We start from the raw sequence: 18,127 nt of genomic DNA on the forward strand, positions 1-18,127 counted from the left end.
TGGCCCGTCTTTTATGGGCTTTATTCTTTCGCAGTAAAGATGTCTTGACAATGGCATCCATAATTGACACTCCAGATAATAAAATTTGACAATGCGGTGAAGGAGAGCCGACATGGACACCAAATCCCTGACCCTGCTGGTCGAAATCCTGGACGCGGGTAATTTGAGCGAGGCGGCGCGCCGGCTGAAGATGACGCGCGCCAACGTCAGCTATCACTTGAATCAACTGGAAAAGTCGGTCGGCATGCAACTGGTGCGCCGCACGACGCGGCGCGTGGAGCCCACCGAAATCGGCCTGAAGCTGTACAAGCACGGGCGCAGCATCCAGGACGAACTGGTGGCCGCGCGCGAATCGGTCGAGACCCTGGGCAAGACGCCGCAGGGCAAGGTCCGGCTGAGCGTTCCCAGCGGCTACGGGCAGTTCGTGATGACGCCCTGGCTGCTGGAGTTCAAGCAGGCCTATCCGGATATCGTGCTGGACGTGCTGTTCGAGAACAGTGTCGAGGACCTGCTGCGCGATGAGGTGGACATCGCCGTGCGCATCATGTCCGAGCCGCCGCAGCATCTGGTGGCGCGCGAGCTGGGCCAGGTCCGCTACGTGGCCTGCGCGTCCAGGGCCTACGCCGACCGCCATGGGCTGCCGCAGCGGCCGGAAGACCTGGCGGGCCTGCCGGTCATCAGCGCCGCCGTGATTGGCCGCCCGCTGCGCCTGTCCGCCTACTACGGCGGCCAGCCCCGCCAGCATGTCGTGCTGGAGCCCACCGTCATCTCGCGCAATTACGCCTTTCTGCGCGACGCGATCCGCGCCGGGCTGGGCGTGGGCGTGGTGCCGGACTACGTGGTGCATGACGACGTGGCGCGCGGGGATCTACTGGCCGCGCTGACCGAATGGCGTCTCAGCATCTTCGGGCGCGGCATGTATATGCTGTACATGCCCAACCGGCACCATCCGCGCGCCATCGGGATGATGATCGAATTCATCCTGGACCGGGCGCAACGCCGGCACGACGGCCAGGCCGGCCTGCTGGCGGTGGGACGCGCGCCGGGCGCGGGCACGGGGCTTGCTGAAGGCATTTGAAAATCGAATGCGAGGGGCATGATGGAAACTGCGACGCCGGCGGACGCACCGCCACGGACCGAGGAAACAGCCCTCAAGGCGTCCGAACCCCCGGCGTCCGAACCCCCGGCACCCGAACCCCCCGCGCCCGAACCCACGGCGGAGAAGGTGACGGCGGAGGACGCCGGCCTGATCGACACGACCCCTCCCGTGCTTCCTTCCGTGCGCGCGCGCGGCGTATGCCTGACCACCTTGACCGTGCTGGCCGTATTGTTCAGCCTGAAGCTGGCCCAGGAATTCATGGTGCCCGTGGTAATGGCCATCGTGGTGTCCTATGCGCTGGACCCCGCCGTGACGCTGATGGAGCGCGCGCGCCTGCCGCGCGCCTTCGGCACCGTGGTGCTGTTGCTGGCTATCGCGTGCGCGATCGCCGGGCTGGCCTATGCGACGCAGGACCAGGTGGGCGACATCGTGCACGCCTTGCCGGAGATCTCCGGCAAGCTGTCCCACACCCTTAGCGGACTCAGCAGCGGCGACGGGTCCTTCGTTGAAAAGCTGAAGGCCGCGGCCAGCCTGCTGCAGGACTCGGGCGGCGTGCCGCCCGGACGCCAGGTCGTCGTGGCGAAGTCCGACGGCGGCCTGAGCGACATCCTGCTGTGGGGATCCAAGGGCGTGGCCACCTTTATCGGCCAGGCGACGATGTGCGTATTCCTGGTGTTCTTCCTGCTGCTGTCGGGCAATGCGTTCAAGCGCAAGTTCGTGAAGGTGGCCGGCACCACGCTGTCGCAGAAGAAGATCAGTGTGCACATGCTGGACCAGATCAACAGCGCCATCCATATGTACATGGCGATGATGCTGGTGACGAATGTGGTGCTGGGACTGCTGTCGTGGGTGGCTTTCCGCCTGCTGGGGCTGGAAAACGCCGCGACCTGGGCCATCGTGGCGGGGGCCCTGCACATCATTCCGTACTTCGGCCCGCTCCTGACCGCGGTCGGCACGGGCGTGGCGGCGCTGGTCCAGTTCGGCGAGCTTGGTCCCGCGCTGGCGGTGGCGTTGAGTTCGGTCGGGATCGCCTTGCTGATGGGCGTGGTCGTCACCACGTGGATGTCGGGCCGCATTGCCAAGATGAACGCCGTCGCGGTGTTCATCCTGCTGCTGCTGTTCACCTGGCTGTGGGGCATATGGGGCACGCTGTTGTCCGTGCCCATCGCCTTCATCGCCAAGGTGGTGGCGGACCACATAGAGGGCCTGGAAGCCGTGTCGGAATTCCTGGGCGAGTAAAACCGGCGCCGCGGATGGAGCGTGAACGTGAACATCGAGGCGGTCTGGTTCCTGCTGATAGGCGCGCTGTTCGTGTTGATGGCGCTGGCCAGGCGCGTGATCGACAGGCTGCCCATGACCGGCGCCATGGTGTATCTGGCGGTCGGCTTCCTGATCGGGCCGGCGGGGCTGGGCCTGCTCAACCTGGACCTGTTCGATGACCGCCATGTCCTGCGCCTGATCACCGAGGCCGCGCTGCCGGTTTCGCTGTTCGCCATCGGCATGCACCTGCGCGCCGCTTGCGGCGATCCGTTGTGGCGGCTGCCGCTGCGGCTGGCGGCCCCCGCGATGTTGCTGACGATCGCGCTGATGGCGGCATTGGGCGTCCTGGCGCTGGGTCTGGCTTGGGGGCCGGCGGTGCTGCTGGCCGCCGCGCTGGCGCCCACCGATCCGGTGCTGGCGAATGAACTGCGTCCGCTGGAGGCCGGCGACGACGAGCCGCTGCGGTTCGCCTTGTCGGGCGAGGGCGGCGCCAACGACGGCGCGGCGTTTCCGTTCGTGGTGCTGGGAATCGCCCTGTGCAATGCGGGACCGGAGGGGCTTGCACACCCCTGGGCGCTGGCGGCGGAAATGACCTGGGGCGTGGCCGTGGCCATCGCGATCGGCTGGCTGATGGGGACGTTGAGCGAGCGCCTGATCGCCATGCTGCGCATCCGCTACGGCAACGCGCTGGGCCTGGACGAATTCCTGGCGCTGGGGCTGATCGCGCTTTGCTATGGCGCCACGCTGCTTGCGCATGGCTATGGCTTTCTGGCGGTGTTCTGCGCGGGCGTGGCGCTGCGCCAGCAGGAGTTGCGCGCGACCGGCGGCGCCCGCAATCCGCGCGAGGCCGTGCAGGACGTGACGCCCGCCGAGCAGGAGGAGAGCTCGCAGGATCCCAAGCTGGCGCACGCCCATCTGGCCGAATCCATGATGGCGATATCGGTGGGGCTGGAACGCTTCGTGGAGCTGGCGCTGATGCTGATCATTGGCTGCGTGGTATCGGCGTACTGGCGCGAGATGCTGGCCTGGATGCCGTTGCTGGTGTCGGCCGCGCTGTTCGTGGCGGTGCGTCCAGCCAGCGTCATGCTGGCGCTGGCCGGGTCGACGCTGGACGCCCGCCAGCGCTGGATGGCGGGCTGGCTGGGCATCCGCGGCGTGGGCACCTTCTACTATCTGATGCTGGCGGTGGAGCAGGCGCCGCAGGCCGTGTCGGGAGGGCTAGCGCCGCTGCTGCTGGCGGCCATCGTCGGCTCGGTGCTGGTGCACGGCGTCACGGCGTCGCCCCTGCTCAGATGGTATTGCCGCGGCCAGCCGCGAAGTGGGCCGGGACGTGGGCCGGGAAGTGGACCGAGAAGTGGGCCCCGAACCGGGCCCTGAATCGGGCCCCGAACCCGGCCCCGAACCCGTTCCTGAAGCGCCGGCTCCTCCAGTCTTGCTTGCCGCGGCGCAGCGGTGCCGCCACCCCGGCTTGGTATGCTCGAGCCTCGATTCGCCGGATCCTTCATGACCGATACGTCCCGTTCCGCCAGTTCCGCCGCCACGCATTCCGCGCTGGCTCCCGACGCCCGCCGCACGCAGCTTCGGCGCATGAAGATCGCCGCGCTGGCGCTGCTGGCGGCCATGGTCAGCGGCTTCATCACCAGCCACGTCATGGGCGGGCAGGGCGCGTGGGCCTGGGTGCGGGCCTTTTGCGAGGCCGCCACGGTGGGCGCCCTGGCCGACTGGTTCGCCGTCGTGGCGCTGTTTCGGCGACCCATGGGCCTGCCCATTCCGCATACGGCCATCATCCCCAGCAACAAGGACCGCATCGGCGACAGCCTGGCGGTGTTCGTGCGCGACCACTTCCTGGATCCCGACACGCTGATGGAAAAGCTGCGGGTCTTCGACCCTGCCGCGCGGCTCAGCCGCTGGCTGGCGCGGCCCCGGCAAGCGCACGCGCTGAGCGACGGCGCCCGCCGGGTGGCGCTGCAGACGCTGGACCTGCTGGATGACCGGGCCGTGCGCGGCGTCATCCAGGAGTTCGTGGTGAAGAACCTGCGGCGCTGGGACGCCGCCGGCACCGCGGGCGAGGTGCTGGGCCTGCTGACGCGGGACGGCCGCCACCAGGAACTGCTGGACGCCGCCATGGAGCGGCTGGGCGGCTATCTGGCCGAAGAGGACGTGAAGGAACGGGCGTCGACCCTGCTGGTCAGGTTCGCGAGAAAAGAGTGGCCCCGGATCATCGCGGCGGTGGACGTGGTCAAGTCGGTCGACGGCATCGCGGATAACCTGGCCGACCGCCTGGCGCGCGCGCTGGTGGAAGAACTGCGCGACGTGCTGTCCGAACCGGATCATCCCGTGCGGCGCGACTACGAGGCCTGGGTGCTGAACTACATAGAGCGCCTGAAAGACGACCCCGCGCTGGCCGAGCAGGTCGAAGCGCTGAAGCAGCGCGCCATCGACCACCCCAAGGTGCAGGAGTATGTGCAAGGACTCTGGGACGACATCCATGCCGCGCTGCGGCGGGATCTGGCGGATGAGCAGTCCGCCCTTGCCGCGCATCTGGAAAGCGCCTTGCTGGCGCTGGCCCGCAAGCTGGGCGAAGACCCGGGCCTGCGCCAGGCCATCAACAGCCATGTGCTGGGCGCCGCGCGCCGCCTGACCGGCCGCCTGCGCGTGGGCGTGACCGAGCATATTTCGCGCACCGTCAAGAACTGGGACGAGCGCCATCTGGTCGACGAACTCGAACTGAGCGTAGGACGCGACCTGCAATACATCCGCTTCAATGGCACGCTGGTGGGCGGGCTGATCGGCGTCCTGCTGCACGCGGTGGTGCTGGTCGTGAACGGCTAACGCCGTCAGGGGGCTCGCGGGCGGGGCTCCGCGCGCTTGTATCAGGAATGAAGATTGCTGGCGGACCGTCCGGCGCCGGTGCTATTGTCATTGGCGCCGTCGGCGGAACAGGGCGGACCTTGATCCGCCGGTCGCCCGCAGTTCGCGGGCATCAATCCTGGAGGCAGTTCATGAAGAAAATCTCGATGCTTGTCACGGCTTTGGCATTGGCGGGCGCCTCGAGCGCCGCGCTGGCCGAGGACGTCTCCATGTCGTTCCTGACCGCCGACGGGGTGGGCAAGAGCGCCGGCTCCATCACCCTGAAAGATACCAAGGGCGGCTTGCAGTTCACCCCCAACCTGAAGGGCCTGCCTCCCGGCGAGCACGGCTTCCATGTCCACGAAAAGGGTTCCTGCGAGCCCGGCATGGTGAACGGCAAGATGGCGCCTGGCGGCGCCGCGGGCGGACACCTGGATCCCAAGGGCACCAAGGCCCACAAGGGGCCGATGGCGTCGGACGGGCACCAGGGCGACTTGCCCCTTATCGTGGTGGGCGCCGACGGCACCGCCAAGAAGGCCGTCGTGGCGCCGCACCTGAAGCTGGCCGACGTGAAAAAGCATGCCCTGATGGTGCACGTGGGCGGCGATAACTACAGCGACAAGCCCGAACCGCTGGGCGGCGGAGGCGGGCGACTGGTCTGCGGCGTCGTGAAGTAAAGCGCTTGAGCGCGCGCCGGTCCGACCGGCGCGCGGGGCACGGCCCTCGACGTACGACGCTCGGCGCACGACCCGCGCCGGCTAGGCCGTGCCGTTGCGGCCGTATCGCCGGTAGCCTTCGCGGCCGGCAAGCCGGTCGTAATAGGCGGCCACGGCAGGCAGCGCCGGTTTGTCGAAAGGCGTCTCGAACCAGCGGTTCACCGATAGCCCGATGGGGATGTCGGCCAGCGTGAATGCGCCGCCCGCCACGTACGCGCCGGTGGCGGCCAGGCGCTGGTCGAGAACCCGCATGAACTGCGCCCAGCCCTGGCATGAGGCTTCGATCGAGGCGGCGTCGCGATGCACTGGCGATTGCCGCGCCAGCGCCATGAACGCGTAGCTCCAGGACCGGTTCAGGTCGCTTGCCTGCCAATCCATCCATTGGTCCACCCGGGCCCGCTGCTTCGGCTCGGCGGGGTACAGGTGCTGGCCGCCATATTGGGCCGCCAGGTAACGGAGGATGCTGTTGGACTCCCACAGCACGAAATCGCCATCTTGGAGCACGGGCACCATGGCGTTGGGATTCAGGGCCAGGAAGCCGGGGTCGGTGGTGGGCTGAAAGCCGATGCCCCAGTCTTCGCGTTCGAACGCCAGGTTCAGTTCGGCGCAGGCCCACAGCACCTTGCGCACGTTGATCGACGTGGGTTTCCCTAATATTTTCAGCATCTTGAACGGGCCGGCGGCATCGGTAGAGGGGGCGGGATTGCGGCAGTCTAGCTGGCCCGCGGCCGCCCCGCCAGATACAGATCGGGGGCCGCGGGCGCGGAACAGATCAGGGTTTTGCTGTAGGTGGAATCCGCTGCACCCGGGTATCGTGCTTAGTCGGCATTCCGTGGCGTTCCAACGTGATCGATGCGCCGAAGAAATGGGGCAAAGCCAGTGCGGGGGTCAACAATGACGAACAACTATGCAGGTGGCGCCGTCGTGAGCTTTCGAGCCATCGACCGTGCATCCCATGTGTTTGACGGGCGCTCGTCGCTTACGTCCGTCATCGCGTTATTGGGACTGCTCGAATCTATCGTCCTGTACGACAAGCTGTGGTACTTGCCATTTGGGGACAGGGGCCACGAGGCCGTTTCCCAAGCGAACCTATGGACGGCAATGACGGCCCGGGGTCTGATAGCACCGATCGGCTATGCAATGCTTGAGGAAGACAGCACAGTCCTGGTTTCGGCGCGCGACGCCTGGAAGCGGCAAATGGGTTCCCTGCCGCACATTCCGTCGTACGGCCACGTGTCGCGGACCGAACTGCTCGACAACGTCTTTGACCATGCGATGGGGGCGCAGGTTTGGGCCTACGACGACTTTCTCAACGATGACCATCAACTCACCGCCGACGGCCTGTCGCGATGGGTGGACCACGTGACCGGCGTCGGCTTCGATCAGGCCGAGCAAGACGCAAACGACGGCGAGGACGACGGACGCTATATCGACTGGGAACGCGCAGCCATCTATATGGCGCGCGCCACGCTGGTGGGCAGGCTCGATTGCGATTACGTGGGCGATGCCATCGAGGATCCCATCGTTCGCATCGTCAACACCCACGTCAGCCGCAATGCCGCCGCCAGGCTCTACGCCCGGCTATCCGATGACTTTCGGGCGAACATCCTGGCGCTCGCCACGGATGGCCTGCCGGTCGTCCTTCCTGTGCCTCCCATTGCCGCCCTGCTGTTGGAGCGAAGCGCCGGCGGCATGGACTCGATCTTGTCGGAGGCGGTTGCGCTGCGCGAAGAGTTTGCCCCGTTCAGGCAGCGCTACCGGCAATACGCCGAGTCGCTCCGGAATCCTGCCGGCATGACGCTGACCGACCTGATGAGCGCCAGAAGGGAGGCACTGGACGAGGTGGAGGGGGCGTTGGGTAGAGTCGGCGGCGGCAGAACCGATACACGCCTGATCTCCGAGATCGTCGGCGCCACCCTGAAACCTTCGGACGATCAAGGCGTCAGCCTTGAGATCGAACCGTCTGTTTCCTTGACGTCTCTGGCAAAAGTCGGCGTCCAGCGGTTTACGCTGTCGCGCATCAAAGGCCGGGCGAAGATGCTTTTCGATGCCTATGGCAAGGCCATGCAGATCCGGAACTACCATTCGCTCATCGGCAAGGCACTGGCCGTGCATGTCACGGCGGACGAGTACGAGGCTTATGTTGCCTACACCAGCGCGGTCGACAAACTGGCCGGTGGCCGGCCGGTGAGGCGTTGACGGATCTGGCGGCAGGGCGGATATCCAAAATGCTTATATCTGAAAAATACATAAACCTATAGTTCTTTAGAACCCGTTGACATAAAGAGGGGCATTGCCGATGATGCAGAGGGCCGCCACCCGGCGGACCGACAAGCACAATACGGCGCCTGCTACGCAAGGCGCGGCAACCGGAGAGGCATGCCATGGAGACAACCCCCCTCAACCCCGCGCGGCGCCGCCTGCTGGCAGGTAGCGCCGGCGCCCTGGCCGCGGCAGGCCTGGGCGCCCCGGGCATCGTGCGCGCCGCCGACGCGCCCGCCAAACCGGCCGCCTCGGCGGCCAAGCCGCTGCCGCCCTATGCGGCCTGGAAAGACCCCGACAGCGTCATCGTGCACAGCGCCAACACCATCGAACTCCGGCGTGGCGCCTTTGGCGACGGCGTCATCACCCCGTCGCGCCAGCTCTATGTGCGCAACAACCTGCCGCCGCCCGATCCGTCCATCCTGGACGACCGCGATGGCTGGAAGGTGGAGATCCAGGGCGTCAAGCAGCCGCGCACGCTCACCGTCGGCGACCTCAAGACACTGGGCGTGGAAACGCTGGCCACGGTGCTGCAATGCTCCGGCAATGGCCGCGGGTACTTTCCGCACAAACCCAGCGGCACGCCATGGCAGGTCGGCGCGGCCGGCTGCGTCATGTGGACAGGTGTTCCGATCCGCACGCTGGTCGAATACCTGGGCGGCGTGGAAGGCGCGCCCGCCTACATGACGGGCACGGGCGGCGAAACCCTGCCCGAAGGGCTGGACCCGAAGACGCTGGTGGTGGAACGCTCGGTGCCGCGCGAGGCCATGCAGGACGCGCTGCTGGCCTGGGAGATGAACGGCGAGCCCCTGTCGCTTGCCCATGGCGGTCCGCTGCGCCTGATCGTGCCGGGCTATACCGGCGTGAACAACGTCAAGTACCTCAAGCGGCTGGCCTTCACCGCCGAACAAAGCCCCGCCAAGATCCAGCAAACCGGCTATCGCATGACGCCCATGGACGCCAAGCCAAGTCCCGAGCAGCCTTCGGTCTGGGCCATGGATCCCAAGTCCTGGATCACCGGGCCCGGCGCGGAGGGCCGCGCCGTCAAAGCCGGCCGCGCCGTGGTGCGCGGCGTGGCCTTCGGCGGCATGCATGCGGTCAAGCGGGTGGATGTGTCCATCGACGGCGGCAAGACCTGGAAACAGGCCGCGCTGATCGGACCGGACCTGGGCAAATACGCCTGGCGCCAGTTCGCCCTGCCGGTCGAGCTGTCCGCCGGCCAGCACATGCTGGTCAGCCGCATCGAAGACACCGCGGGCAATGTGCAGGTGGAAAATCGCATCGAAAATGCGCCCGGCTATGTCAACAGCAGTTGGCGCGACCACGCTTTGACCCTCAACGTGTCCTGACCATGGCGGTATCGATGCACAGTCGTTTGTTGTCGTATGTTGCGCCCCGCCGCCCGATGGGGTGGCGGGTTGGGCGCCGGATGCTATCCGCCGTGGCGGCGGGCCTTTTGTCGCTGGCGGGCGGTTTGGCCTGTGCGGCGGACGCGGGCGATGCCGAGGCCGGCCGCGCGCTGTTCCTGAAAGGCTCGACCCCCGCCTGCGCGGTCTGCCACACCTTGGCGGATGCCGGCTCGGCCGGCACCATCGGTCCCAACCTGGATGAACTGAAACCCGATGCCCATCGGGTGGCCCAGGCGGTACGCAACGGCATCGGCGTCATGCCGGCTTTCGAGGCGCTGAGCGATGCCGATGTGCAGGCCCTGGCGAAATATGTCTCCGGCGCCACGGGGGCCGCGCAGTAGGCCGGGACGCCGGACTCCGCGGCGCAGCGCGTTCCTGGCCCCGGCGTTCAACCGCGGGCGGTTCTGTCCGAGCCGGTGTTCACCTGCAGACGGTCGTGTCTGAGCGGGTATTCAACCTCCGGCTCAGGACACGACTGCCTGCGGCTGGCTGCGCAGCCGCAGCACCGGCGAGGTAAACAGCACCAGGAATTGCACGGCGAAGCCGGCGGTGGATACCCATAGGCAGGCCTGGACTCCGAACCGGGCGGCCAGCGCGGCGCCGATGAGCGCGCCGATAGGACGAGCGCCGAAGTTGGCGGTCACGATCACGGACGACACCCGGCCCAGCAGCGCGTTGGGCGTCACCGCCTGGCGCAGCGTGGTGGTGGTGATGGTCCACAGGATGGGGCCCGCGCCGAACAGGAAGAATCCCACCGCCGCCCAGGCGCCCGACGGATACGCCAGCGTGGACAGCAGGATGAGGCTGGCCGCCAGGGCGGACAGCGGTCCCGCCGCGATCATCGCGCCGAACGTCAGCCGGCGCGCCAGCCAGGGCGCGGCCAGCGCGCCCGCCAGCATGCCGCCGCCGTACACGCCCAGCGTGATGCCCACGCCCGCGGCGGACAGGCCCAGCCGTTCGATGGCGTAGGCCACGTAGATCGCCTGCAGCACGAACCAGGCGGTGTTGAAGAAGAGGGCGGTGACCAGCACCGGACGCAGCAGCGGATGCGTCGCCACGAACGCCGCGCCTTCGCGCAGTTCCGCAAAGGGATGGCGGCGCGGCGCGGACTTGGGCGCATCGTGGGGCAGACCCGCCAGCAGCACGACGGCCAGCAGCGACAGGGCGGTGGCCAGCACATAGGCGGGTGACGCGCCCATCCACCCGACCAGCGCGCCGCCCGCGGCGGGACCGGCCGAGAACGCGGCGCTGCGCGCCAGTTCCAGCCAGCGGTTGGCGCTGGCCAGTTCGGCCGCCGGGACCAGCCTGGGCACCAGGGCCGGGGCCGCCACGTTGTAGGCGACGGTGCCCACCGCGCCCACGAAACCCAGGGCGGCCAGCCATTGCAGATTCAGGCCGCCCAGGCCCAGCAGCGCCAGCATGCCAAGCAGGCTGGCCGCGCGCACGATCTCGGCGGCGGTCATCAGCGCGCGGCGCGACATCCGGTCGGCCAGCACGCCTGCGGGCAGGGACAGCAGCAGGAAGGGCAGCGTCTGCGCGGTCTGCAGATAGCCGGTCTGCGAGGCGCTGGCGCCCAGGGCCAGCACCGCGACCAGGGGGGCGGCCGCCAGGGCGATCTGTTCGGAGAATTGGGCCGCCAGATTGGAGGCGGCCAGGCGCCGGAAGGCGGAGGGCAGGGCAGTCATGGGAATGCGGCGAGGCCGCGCAAACGACAAGGGCACGATCTTAGTCGTGCCCTTGTCGGGTCGCACTCCGGTCCTTGCGCTGGGCCGGGAGTGGCGGGTCAGGGTGCCGGCCGGGGAATCGGCGAGGCAGGGTACCGGCCCGTCAGGGTATGGACGGGTAGTCGCCGAAGCCGTCTGGCCACGACGTCAGCACGTCAAAGCCGGTTTCGGTCACGACCACCATGTGCTCCCATTGCGCCGACAGCGAACGGTCCTTGGTCACCACCGTCCAGCCGTCAGGCATCTGCTTGGTCGTCGGCTTGCCGGCGTTGATCATGGGCTCGATCGTGAACATCATGCCGGGCTGCAGCACCAGTCCTTCGCCAGGGCGGCCGTAGTGCAGCACCTGCGGATCGTCGTGATAGATCTGGCCGATGCCATGGCCGCAGTATTCGCGCACGATGCTGAAGTGTTCGCGATGCGCCACGGTCTGGATCGCATGCCCGATGTCGCCCAGCGTGGCGCCGGGCTTGACGGCCAGGATGCCCGCGCGCATGGCTTCGTAGGTGGTGTTGACCAGGCGGCGCGCCAAGGGGCTGGGCTGGCCCACGTAGTACATGCGGCTGGTGTCGCCGAACCAGCCGTCCTTGATGACCGCCACGTCGATGTTCAGGATGTCGCCGTTCTTGAGCACCTTGGACGACGGGATGCCGTGGCAGATCACGTGGTTGACGGATGCGCAGATGGTCTTGGGAAAGCCGTGGTAGCCGACATTGGCCGGAATGGCCTTCAGGACGTTCACGATGTAGTCGTGGCAGATGCGGTCGATCTCGTCGGTGGTGACGCCGGGACGCACGTGTTCGCCGATCATGTGCAGCACTTCCGCCGCCATGGCGCCGGCCTTGCGGGCCATTTCGATGTCGGCGGCGGACTTGATGGAAACCTTCTTGGCCATTTACGCGGCCTCCTGCTGCGCGGACTGCGGCAAACCCTGGGACAGGGCGGCAATGGTGAAGCCTTCGGCCTGATCGATGCGGATCAGCAACTGGCAGATATCGGCGTGGCGCAGCTCGGGGTAGAGCTCGGACAGCATGCCGACGCGCATCCAGTGTTCGGCCTGGGAGTTGATGGAACGGCTGAGCGCGCCGCTGGCGACGCGCAGGTTCTCATGCATCTGCTCGGAAATCTTGACGATGCCCATAGTGGATATTCCGTATATGTTTTGTATATGGAACGTATGGTACTGCGTCGCGGGGGGCGGACGCAAATCGAGGGGCCTTCCTGTCAGGCGCTTTCCTTGCGCGCCTTGCCGCGCGCGGCCTTCTTCGCGGCGCCGGCGCGCGGCGCATCCTTGGCCGCGGGAGCGGCCGCCGCGGTCATCTGTTCCATCCAGATCAGCGCGTCGGTATACGAAAGAAACTTCTCCAGATACCCGGGCGACACCTCGCGCATCAAGGACAGCGCCCGGTGCACGAGCTGGTTGGAATTGAGCGGGCCGGCGTTCTTGTGGACCTGTTCCTGTGACTGGCGCACCTGGCGGTCGGCGCTGACCCGGGACCACACCGCCCGGAAATAATCGAGCATCGGCACTTCGGGGTAGGCGGCGCGCAGGCCCGCCGCGTCGCGGGCGGCTGCCTCGCCGCTGTCGGTCGGAAACGGAGCGGCAATGTAGTCGATCAGTTCCGCGAGCGGCCCGGGTTGGGGAGCGGCGGGCAGGGAAGGCGCCCCGCGCGGCGCGGCCGGCAGCGCGGCTCCGGTCGGTTCGGATTCTTCAGCCCGGACAAGCTCGGATTCATAAGCCTGAACCAGTTCGGCCAGCCTGCCGTCCAGGCGCTGGCGGGCCAGGCCGCGATACGCGGCCGCGCGGCGGGCCAGGGCTTGCATGGCATGGAAGCGGACGGGATTGACCCGGTCGGCGCCGCATTCGCGCCACGCGTCCAGCGCGGCGCGGATGTCGATGAATTCCCCGCGGGTCCCGTCACTGCTCACTCGGCTTTCCCGTGTCGTTGGACGGCTTGGGGATGGGCGTGATCTCGACCCGGCGGTTCATGGCCCGGCCTTCCTCGTCCGCGTTGGACGCCACCGGCTGCTCGGCGCCAAAGGCCGCCGCGAACACCGTGGACGAGGCCACGCCCTCGTCGATCAGGGCGCGGGTCACGGTCAAGGCGCGCTGGGCGGACAGGTCCCAGTTATCCGCGAAGCGCCGGTTGCCTTCGCGCACCTGCTGGTCGTCGGTATAGCCGCTGACCATCAGGATCTCGTTGTGGGATTTCAGGTACGCCGACAGCGGTTCGATCAGGCTCTTCAGGATCTCGCGGCCTTCGGGCTGCAACTGATCGGAGTTCAAGGCGAAGAGCACGCTGCCGCTGATGCCGATGCGCCCGTTGATCAGCGTCACGCGGCCGGCGGCCAGCGGGCCCGCCAGTGCCTGCTCCAGCGTTTCGCGGCGCTGCGTTTCCACCTGGCGCTGCTTGACCTCTTCTTCCAGTTGGGTCGAAAGCTGGAGCTGCACGGCCACCACGCTGACCAGGATCAGGACGAAGGCGCCCAGCAGCACCGACATCAGGTCGCCGAAGACGGCCCATGCGGGTGCCGTCGGCTCCACGCCGCCGTCGATATCCTCGCTCATGCCGCTTCCGCTCCGGCCGGCGCGCGCTGGATGGCAAGCTGTTGCAGGTTCTCGACGATCTGCTTCTGCGACAGCATGCTCAGGTCCACGACCTCACGGGCCTGGGCCACGTAATAGGCCAGTTGTTCGTCGCCGCGCGCGATGGACTTGTCCAGGGCGGCTTCGATGCGCTGCAGGTGGGCCATCAGCTTGTCGTTGGATTCCCCGAACGACTGCACCGCGACGCCAAAGGATTCGCCCAGGCTGGCCACTTCGACGGCGCTGCCGGTGACCAGCGCGGCCACCTCCGTCAGCTTGCCGGTTTCGGCATCCACCTTCTCGGTGAACTGCGTGCCCACCCGGTCCAGCATGTCCGCCGACGAGGCGACCAGCGCATCCACGGCGGTGCGCTGTTCGGCCGCGGTGTGGTTGACGGCGTCCAGCAAGGTGCCCAGCGTTTCCAGCAGGCGGTTGCGCTCTTCCAGCATGTCGTTGTCGCGCACCATGCTGTCGGACAGCTTCTGGCGCAGTTCGCCGATGACCTCGGCGGCGGCGCGCGGCGCTTCCGACGCGGCCTGCACCAGGCGGCCGATCTCCGCGATCGTTTCGCTGGCGTGCGCTTGCGTCTGGGACGTGATGTCCTGCGCGGTGAGGTTCAGGGTGTCGCAGATCTCTTGCTGCTGGCGGGCGGTGTTCGCGCCAGCCAGCTCCCATTCGGCGCGCAGCGCGTCGGCCATTGCGGCCAGCTTGCCGGTCCAGGCCGCCAGGCGGGCTTCGTCCTGCGCCGCCAGTCCGGCCTGAAGCTGGGCATGCGACTGGTCCAGCGTTTGCAGCAGGGCGGCCGAGTGCTGCCCGAAGGCGGCCGCGGCGGTTTCAAGCGCCTGCCGGTTGTTGGCCGCGAGTTGTTCGCCGACCTGCTCCTGGCGTGCCTGGGCGTCGGTCCACGCTTGCGTCACGCTGCCCGCCGCCGTTTCCAGGCGGGCGGAAGCGTTTTCCAGCAAGCCGGATTGAGTCTGCGTCTGGGCGGTAATGTCGCGCGCGGTCTGGGCCAGCGTGTCGCTGACCTCCAGTTGGCGCAGGGCGGCCTGCGTGCCGGCCTGTTCCCATTCTTCGCCAAGCTTGGCGGCCATCGCGGCCAGCGTGCCGGTCCAGGCGGACAGGCGTTCCTGGTCGCGCGAGGCCAGCGCTTCCTGCAGCCCGGCGTGCGATTGGTCCAGCGTGCGCAACAGCGACTCGGCCTGCAGGCCGAACGACGCCACCGCGGTTTCCAGCGCCCGCTGGTTGTCGGCGGCCAGCTTTTCGTTGGCGTGCTGCTGGCTGGACTGGGCATCGGTCCAGGCCTGCGTGACGCTGCCGGCCGCGCTTTGCAGGCGGGCCGACACGTTTTCCAGCAAGCTGGCCTGCGCCTGCGTCTGGGCCGTGATGCCGCGGGCGGTCTCGGCCAGTGTGTCGCTGATTTCCTGCTGGCGGGCCGCCGTTTGCGTGCCGGCCTGTTCCCATTCCTGGCTCAGCCTGGCGGCTGTCGAGGCCAGCGTGCCGGTCCAGGCGGCCAGGCGTTCCTGGTCGTGCGCGGCCAACGCCGCTTGCAGGTCCGCATGCGACTGGTCCAGCGTGCGCAGGAGCGACGCCGAGTGTTGCTCGAAGGCGGCGGCGGCGTCTTCCAGCGCGGCCTGGTTGTCGCCGGCCAGTTTTGCGCTGACCTGTTCCTGGCGGGACAGCGCGCGCGTCCATTGTTCCGACACGCCGAGGGCCGCCGCTTCCATGCGGCCCGACACGCCTTCCAGCAAGGTGGCTTGCGCCGTGGCCTGCGAGGTGATGTCGCGCACGGTCCGCGCCAGGGTTTCACCGATCTCCTGCTGGCGGGCGGCGGCTTGCGCGCCCGATTGTTCCCATTCCTGGCGCAGCGTGGCGCCCATGGCGCCCAGCGTTTCGGTCCAGGCGGCCAGACGCTGCTGGTCGCGCGATGCCAGTTCCGATTGCAGCGCGGTGTGCGACTGGTTCAAGGTGCGAAGCAGCGACGCGGAATGCTGCTCGAAGCTGGCGGCCGCGGCGGTCAAGGCCTGCAGGTTGTCGCCGGCCAGCTTTTCGCTGGCCTGTTCCTGGCGCGACAGCGCGCGGGTCCAGGTGTCGGACATCGTGCCGGACGAGGCTTCCAGGCGGGCGGAGACGCCGTCCAGCAGGGCGGATGAACGTTCCTCGAAGGTCTGGGCAAAACGGTCCAGCGAGGCGCGCAGGTCCTGGGCCATCGCTTCGCTGGCGCGCTGTTGGCCCGCGACCGCTTCACTCCAGATGCCCGCTACGTTGGTGGTCGTGGCCTGCAAGCCCGCGGTCAGGCCGTCGAGTTGCTGGCGCACCGCCTGCGTCACGGTGTCCTGCAAACTGGCCGTCTCGCGCGACAGGCTGGACATCGTTGCCTGCACGACGGGCTGCAGCGCCTCGCCGGCCGAGCGCGCGCTTTGCGCCACGCTTTCCTTCATGGACTGTTCCATGACGGACGCCAGGCGGGCGTACGCCGCCTCGGCCTTGCCCTGGAACACGTCCTGGCTGGCCAGTTGCCGGTCGTTCAGCGTCTGGCTCTGCTGTTCCATGCTCTTCATCATGGCCTGCAACTGATCGGCCAGCTTCGGCATGGCCTCGGCCTGGCGTTGCATGACTTCGGCCTGGCGCTGGAGCAGCTTGAACGATTCCTCGCGCTGGTAGCTCTGCGTGTACACGCGCAACGTGCTTGCCGCCTTGCTGTCCAGAAGCTGCGCCGCCTGCACCCGTTCGCGCCGGCACAGGGCCGCCAGCAGCCCCAGCATGGCGGACGTGGCGACCCCGGCGATCGATGTGCCGAACGCAAATCCCAGGCCCTTGACGGGCGCGGCCAGCGACGCGCGGATGGCGCCCAGGTCGGTGGCGCTTTCCAGCGCCAGCCCGGTGCCGCGCAGCGTCACCACCATGCCAAGGAATGTGCCCAGCATGCCCAGCAGCACCAGCAGGCCCACCAGATAGGGGGTAAGTGCCGGCCCCGGCAGGCCCACGCGCTCGCCTTCGATGCGCAGGCGCGCCGCGTTGCGCAGGCTGGCCGGCAGTTGGTCCAGCCAGGAGGCCAGGTTGCCGGGCGCTTCGGACAGGCCGGACACGGCCCGCGCCAGGGCGGACGTGGCCTGCTGGTAGCGCAGCAATTCCCATGCGCCCGCCAGGTAGCAGGCGCCGATCAGCAGCGTCACGGCCAGCGCCAGCGGATTGGTGCCCGCGTAGCCCGCGCCGATCCAGCCCACAACGGCCAGACCCGCCAAGAAAACAGCAATATTAGTCAGATACTTGGACATGGTGTCCTGGTTAGCTGGCGCGAAGGGCGGCAAGCAGCCCTTCGACCGGTTGTAAACGAACGTCCAATTCGGCTAGCAGGACGCTGCGCATGTCATTGCGGAACGTGTCCAGCCAGGCGCCAGGCGTTGCCGCCACGGCCGCCGGCGGAACCTGGGCCGGGCCGTTGGCCCGGGCTTGCGGCCCGCCATCCGGCTCGGTAGTCCTTGTTGCCGTGGATGCTGCCTCTGCCTCTGCCTCGGCGTCTGCTTCGGCCTGCGCCTCGGCCAGCGCCGACTCCTCGGCCTGGCGCAGGCGGTTGAAATGCCCCTGCAACAGCTTGGGGATCGCGCCCAGCAGGGCGCGTTCCTTGGGAAGCAGCGCGCGGTCCATGATGGCGTCCACCACCGCCAGGCGCGTCATTTCGCCGTTCTTCGCGGCCACCATCCCGCGCAGCCGGCTGCGCAGATTGCCGATGCTGGTCTCCATCGTGTGCTGCAACGACAGGTAACGCTGACGAAAACCCGAGTAGTCGGCATCGGCTTCGGCCAGGGCCGCAAGCTTCTTCACCGGCGCCTGTCCCGGCACGGTCCGCCGCGCGGCGGTGGCCGCGGTGTCGCTGGCGATGGCGTCGGCCAGTGTGGTTCGCACCCGCGCGCACTCGCGTTCCTCGGCGCTGCTGAACAGCCGCGCGCCGGGAGCGATCACCGGCGGGCTGGTATTCAACGCCGCGGACAGCGCGATCGCGTCCGTCCAGCCGAGCCACTGGCTCAGATGGTCAGAGAGGGATTGCCTGGATTGCTGGACCTCGGCGTCCGTCAGGCGAGTCAGCAAGCGAATGAGCGTCGGGCCGCTTAAACCTGTGCGCTGGGGGGCTTGCAACATACCGTCAGAGTCAAAAAGGGGGGAGTTTACACGCTGCCGGGGGCGCGGAGGGGCGGCGGAGGCGGGCGGAAGGAAGCGCGGGC

Annotated in this window: 16 protein-coding genes; 8 read left to right on the forward strand and 8 right to left on the reverse strand. The window is 68.0% G+C overall.

What is annotated here, in order from left to right:
* Positions 1–112: 112 nt before the first annotated feature.
* The 5 genes from ASE30_RS03610 (at position 113) to sodC (ending at position 5,886) form a co-directional block, all read left to right on the forward strand.
* Positions 113–1,078 (forward strand): LysR family transcriptional regulator, encoded by a 966-nt coding sequence (locus ASE30_RS03610; RefSeq protein WP_057282859.1) that lies wholly within the window; start codon positions 113–115, stop codon positions 1,076–1,078.
* Positions 1,079–1,096: 18 nt separating this feature from the next.
* Entirely contained in the window at positions 1,097–2,338 is a 1,242-nt protein-coding gene (locus ASE30_RS03615) for an AI-2E family transporter (RefSeq protein ID WP_057282860.1), read from the forward strand.
* 27 nt (positions 2,339–2,365) lie between these two features.
* Entirely contained in the window at positions 2,366–3,736 is a 1,371-nt protein-coding gene (locus tag ASE30_RS03620) for a sodium:proton antiporter (protein ID WP_082601433.1), read from the forward strand.
* Positions 3,737–3,862: 126 nt separating this feature from the next.
* Positions 3,863–5,191: a DUF445 domain-containing protein gene (locus ASE30_RS03625; RefSeq protein WP_057282861.1), complete on the forward strand. Its 1,329-nt coding sequence runs from the start codon at positions 3,863–3,865 to the stop codon at positions 5,189–5,191.
* Between the two features lie 170 nt (positions 5,192–5,361).
* Positions 5,362–5,886 carry a superoxide dismutase family protein gene (gene sodC, locus ASE30_RS03630; RefSeq protein ID WP_057282862.1) on the forward strand — a complete coding sequence of 175 codons (525 nt, stop codon included), beginning with the start codon at positions 5,362–5,364 and terminating at the stop codon, positions 5,884–5,886.
* A gap of 81 nt (positions 5,887–5,967) precedes the next feature.
* Here the strand turns inward: sodC and ASE30_RS03635 are convergent, their stop codons facing one another.
* Positions 5,968–6,591: a glutathione S-transferase family protein gene (locus tag ASE30_RS03635; protein WP_057282863.1), complete on the reverse strand. Its 624-nt coding sequence runs from the start codon at positions 6,589–6,591 to the stop codon at positions 5,968–5,970.
* Positions 6,592–6,819: 228 nt separating this feature from the next.
* Here ASE30_RS03635 and ASE30_RS03640 point away from each other — a divergent pair, with 228 nt between their 5' ends.
* The 3 genes from ASE30_RS03640 to ASE30_RS03650 all read left to right on the forward strand — a co-directional run bounded on the left by ASE30_RS03640 (position 6,820) and on the right by ASE30_RS03650 (position 9,937).
* Complete coding sequence (locus ASE30_RS03640) at positions 6,820–8,124, forward strand: hypothetical protein (RefSeq protein ID WP_156407522.1); 1,305 nt, start codon at positions 6,820–6,822, stop codon at positions 8,122–8,124.
* Positions 8,125–8,309: 185 nt separating this feature from the next.
* Positions 8,310–9,536, forward strand: coding sequence for a sulfite oxidase (locus tag ASE30_RS03645; RefSeq protein ID WP_057282865.1), 1,227 nt, complete (start codon positions 8,310–8,312; stop codon positions 9,534–9,536).
* Between the two features lie 80 nt (positions 9,537–9,616).
* Positions 9,617–9,937, forward strand: a complete 321-nt coding sequence (locus ASE30_RS03650) for a cytochrome c (RefSeq protein ID WP_235515174.1) — start codon at positions 9,617–9,619, stop codon at positions 9,935–9,937.
* A gap of 123 nt (positions 9,938–10,060) precedes the next feature.
* On the opposite strand, the gene ASE30_RS03655 is transcribed toward ASE30_RS03650, so the two are convergent.
* The 7 genes from ASE30_RS03655 to ASE30_RS03685 all read right to left on the reverse strand — a co-directional run bounded on the left by ASE30_RS03655 (position 10,061) and on the right by ASE30_RS03685 (position 18,044).
* On the reverse strand, positions 10,061–11,281 hold the full coding sequence (locus tag ASE30_RS03655; protein WP_057282867.1) for an MFS transporter: 1,221 nt from the start codon (positions 11,279–11,281) through the stop codon (positions 10,061–10,063).
* 142 nt (positions 11,282–11,423) lie between these two features.
* Positions 11,424–12,215: a type I methionyl aminopeptidase gene (gene map, locus ASE30_RS03660; RefSeq protein WP_057282868.1), complete on the reverse strand. Its 792-nt coding sequence runs from the start codon at positions 12,213–12,215 to the stop codon at positions 11,424–11,426.
* Positions 12,216–12,461, reverse strand: coding sequence for a ParD-like family protein (locus ASE30_RS03665; RefSeq protein WP_057282869.1), 246 nt, complete (start codon positions 12,459–12,461; stop codon positions 12,216–12,218).
* Between the two features lie 83 nt (positions 12,462–12,544).
* Positions 12,545–13,249, reverse strand: a complete 705-nt coding sequence (locus ASE30_RS03670) for a DUF2894 domain-containing protein (protein WP_057282870.1) — start codon at positions 13,247–13,249, stop codon at positions 12,545–12,547.
* Positions 13,239–13,889 carry an OmpA family protein gene (locus ASE30_RS03675; protein ID WP_057282871.1) on the reverse strand — a complete coding sequence of 217 codons (651 nt, stop codon included), beginning with the start codon at positions 13,887–13,889 and terminating at the stop codon, positions 13,239–13,241. The genes ASE30_RS03670 and ASE30_RS03675 overlap by 11 nt, the downstream gene beginning before the upstream one ends.
* Positions 13,886–17,182, reverse strand: a complete 3,297-nt coding sequence (locus ASE30_RS03680) for a DUF802 domain-containing protein (RefSeq protein ID WP_057282872.1) — start codon at positions 17,180–17,182, stop codon at positions 13,886–13,888. The genes ASE30_RS03675 and ASE30_RS03680 overlap by 4 nt, the downstream gene beginning before the upstream one ends.
* Before the next feature lie 10 nt (positions 17,183–17,192).
* A complete protein-coding gene (locus tag ASE30_RS03685) occupies positions 17,193–18,044 on the reverse strand; it encodes a DUF3348 domain-containing protein (protein ID WP_057282873.1) in 852 nt (283 codons plus the stop codon).
* Positions 18,045–18,127 lie beyond the last annotated feature (83 nt).

Origin of the sequence: Achromobacter sp. Root83, assembly GCF_001428845.1 — a bacterium.
Lineage (GTDB): Bacteria > Pseudomonadota > Gammaproteobacteria > Burkholderiales > Burkholderiaceae_B > Achromobacter.

Bases quoted from the DNA above. Each gene is read 5' to 3' on its own strand.
- ASE30_RS03640 (WP_156407522.1), top strand. From the start codon at position 6,820: ATGACGAACAACTATGCAGGTGGCGCCGTCGTGAGCTTTCGAGCCATC.
- ASE30_RS03675 (WP_057282871.1), bottom strand. From the start codon at position 13,889: ATGAGCGAGGATATCGACGGCGGCGTGGAGCCGACGGCACCCGCATGG.
- ASE30_RS03615 (WP_057282860.1), top strand. From the start codon at position 1,097: ATGATGGAAACTGCGACGCCGGCGGACGCACCGCCACGGACCGAGGAA.
- map (WP_057282868.1), bottom strand. From the start codon at position 12,215: ATGGCCAAGAAGGTTTCCATCAAGTCCGCCGCCGACATCGAAATGGCC.
- ASE30_RS03665 (WP_057282869.1), bottom strand. From the start codon at position 12,461: ATGGGCATCGTCAAGATTTCCGAGCAGATGCATGAGAACCTGCGCGTC.
- ASE30_RS03685 (WP_057282873.1), bottom strand. From the start codon at position 18,044: ATGTTGCAAGCCCCCCAGCGCACAGGTTTAAGCGGCCCGACGCTCATT.
- ASE30_RS03650 (WP_235515174.1), top strand. From the start codon at position 9,617: ATGCTATCCGCCGTGGCGGCGGGCCTTTTGTCGCTGGCGGGCGGTTTG.
- ASE30_RS03680 (WP_057282872.1), bottom strand. From the start codon at position 17,182: ATGTCCAAGTATCTGACTAATATTGCTGTTTTCTTGGCGGGTCTGGCC.
- ASE30_RS03610 (WP_057282859.1), top strand. From the start codon at position 113: ATGGACACCAAATCCCTGACCCTGCTGGTCGAAATCCTGGACGCGGGT.
- ASE30_RS03655 (WP_057282867.1), bottom strand. From the start codon at position 11,281: ATGACTGCCCTGCCCTCCGCCTTCCGGCGCCTGGCCGCCTCCAATCTG.
- sodC (WP_057282862.1), top strand. From the start codon at position 5,362: ATGAAGAAAATCTCGATGCTTGTCACGGCTTTGGCATTGGCGGGCGCC.
- ASE30_RS03625 (WP_057282861.1), top strand. From the start codon at position 3,863: ATGACCGATACGTCCCGTTCCGCCAGTTCCGCCGCCACGCATTCCGCG.
- ASE30_RS03645 (WP_057282865.1), top strand. From the start codon at position 8,310: ATGGAGACAACCCCCCTCAACCCCGCGCGGCGCCGCCTGCTGGCAGGT.
- ASE30_RS03635 (WP_057282863.1), bottom strand. From the start codon at position 6,591: ATGCTGAAAATATTAGGGAAACCCACGTCGATCAACGTGCGCAAGGTG.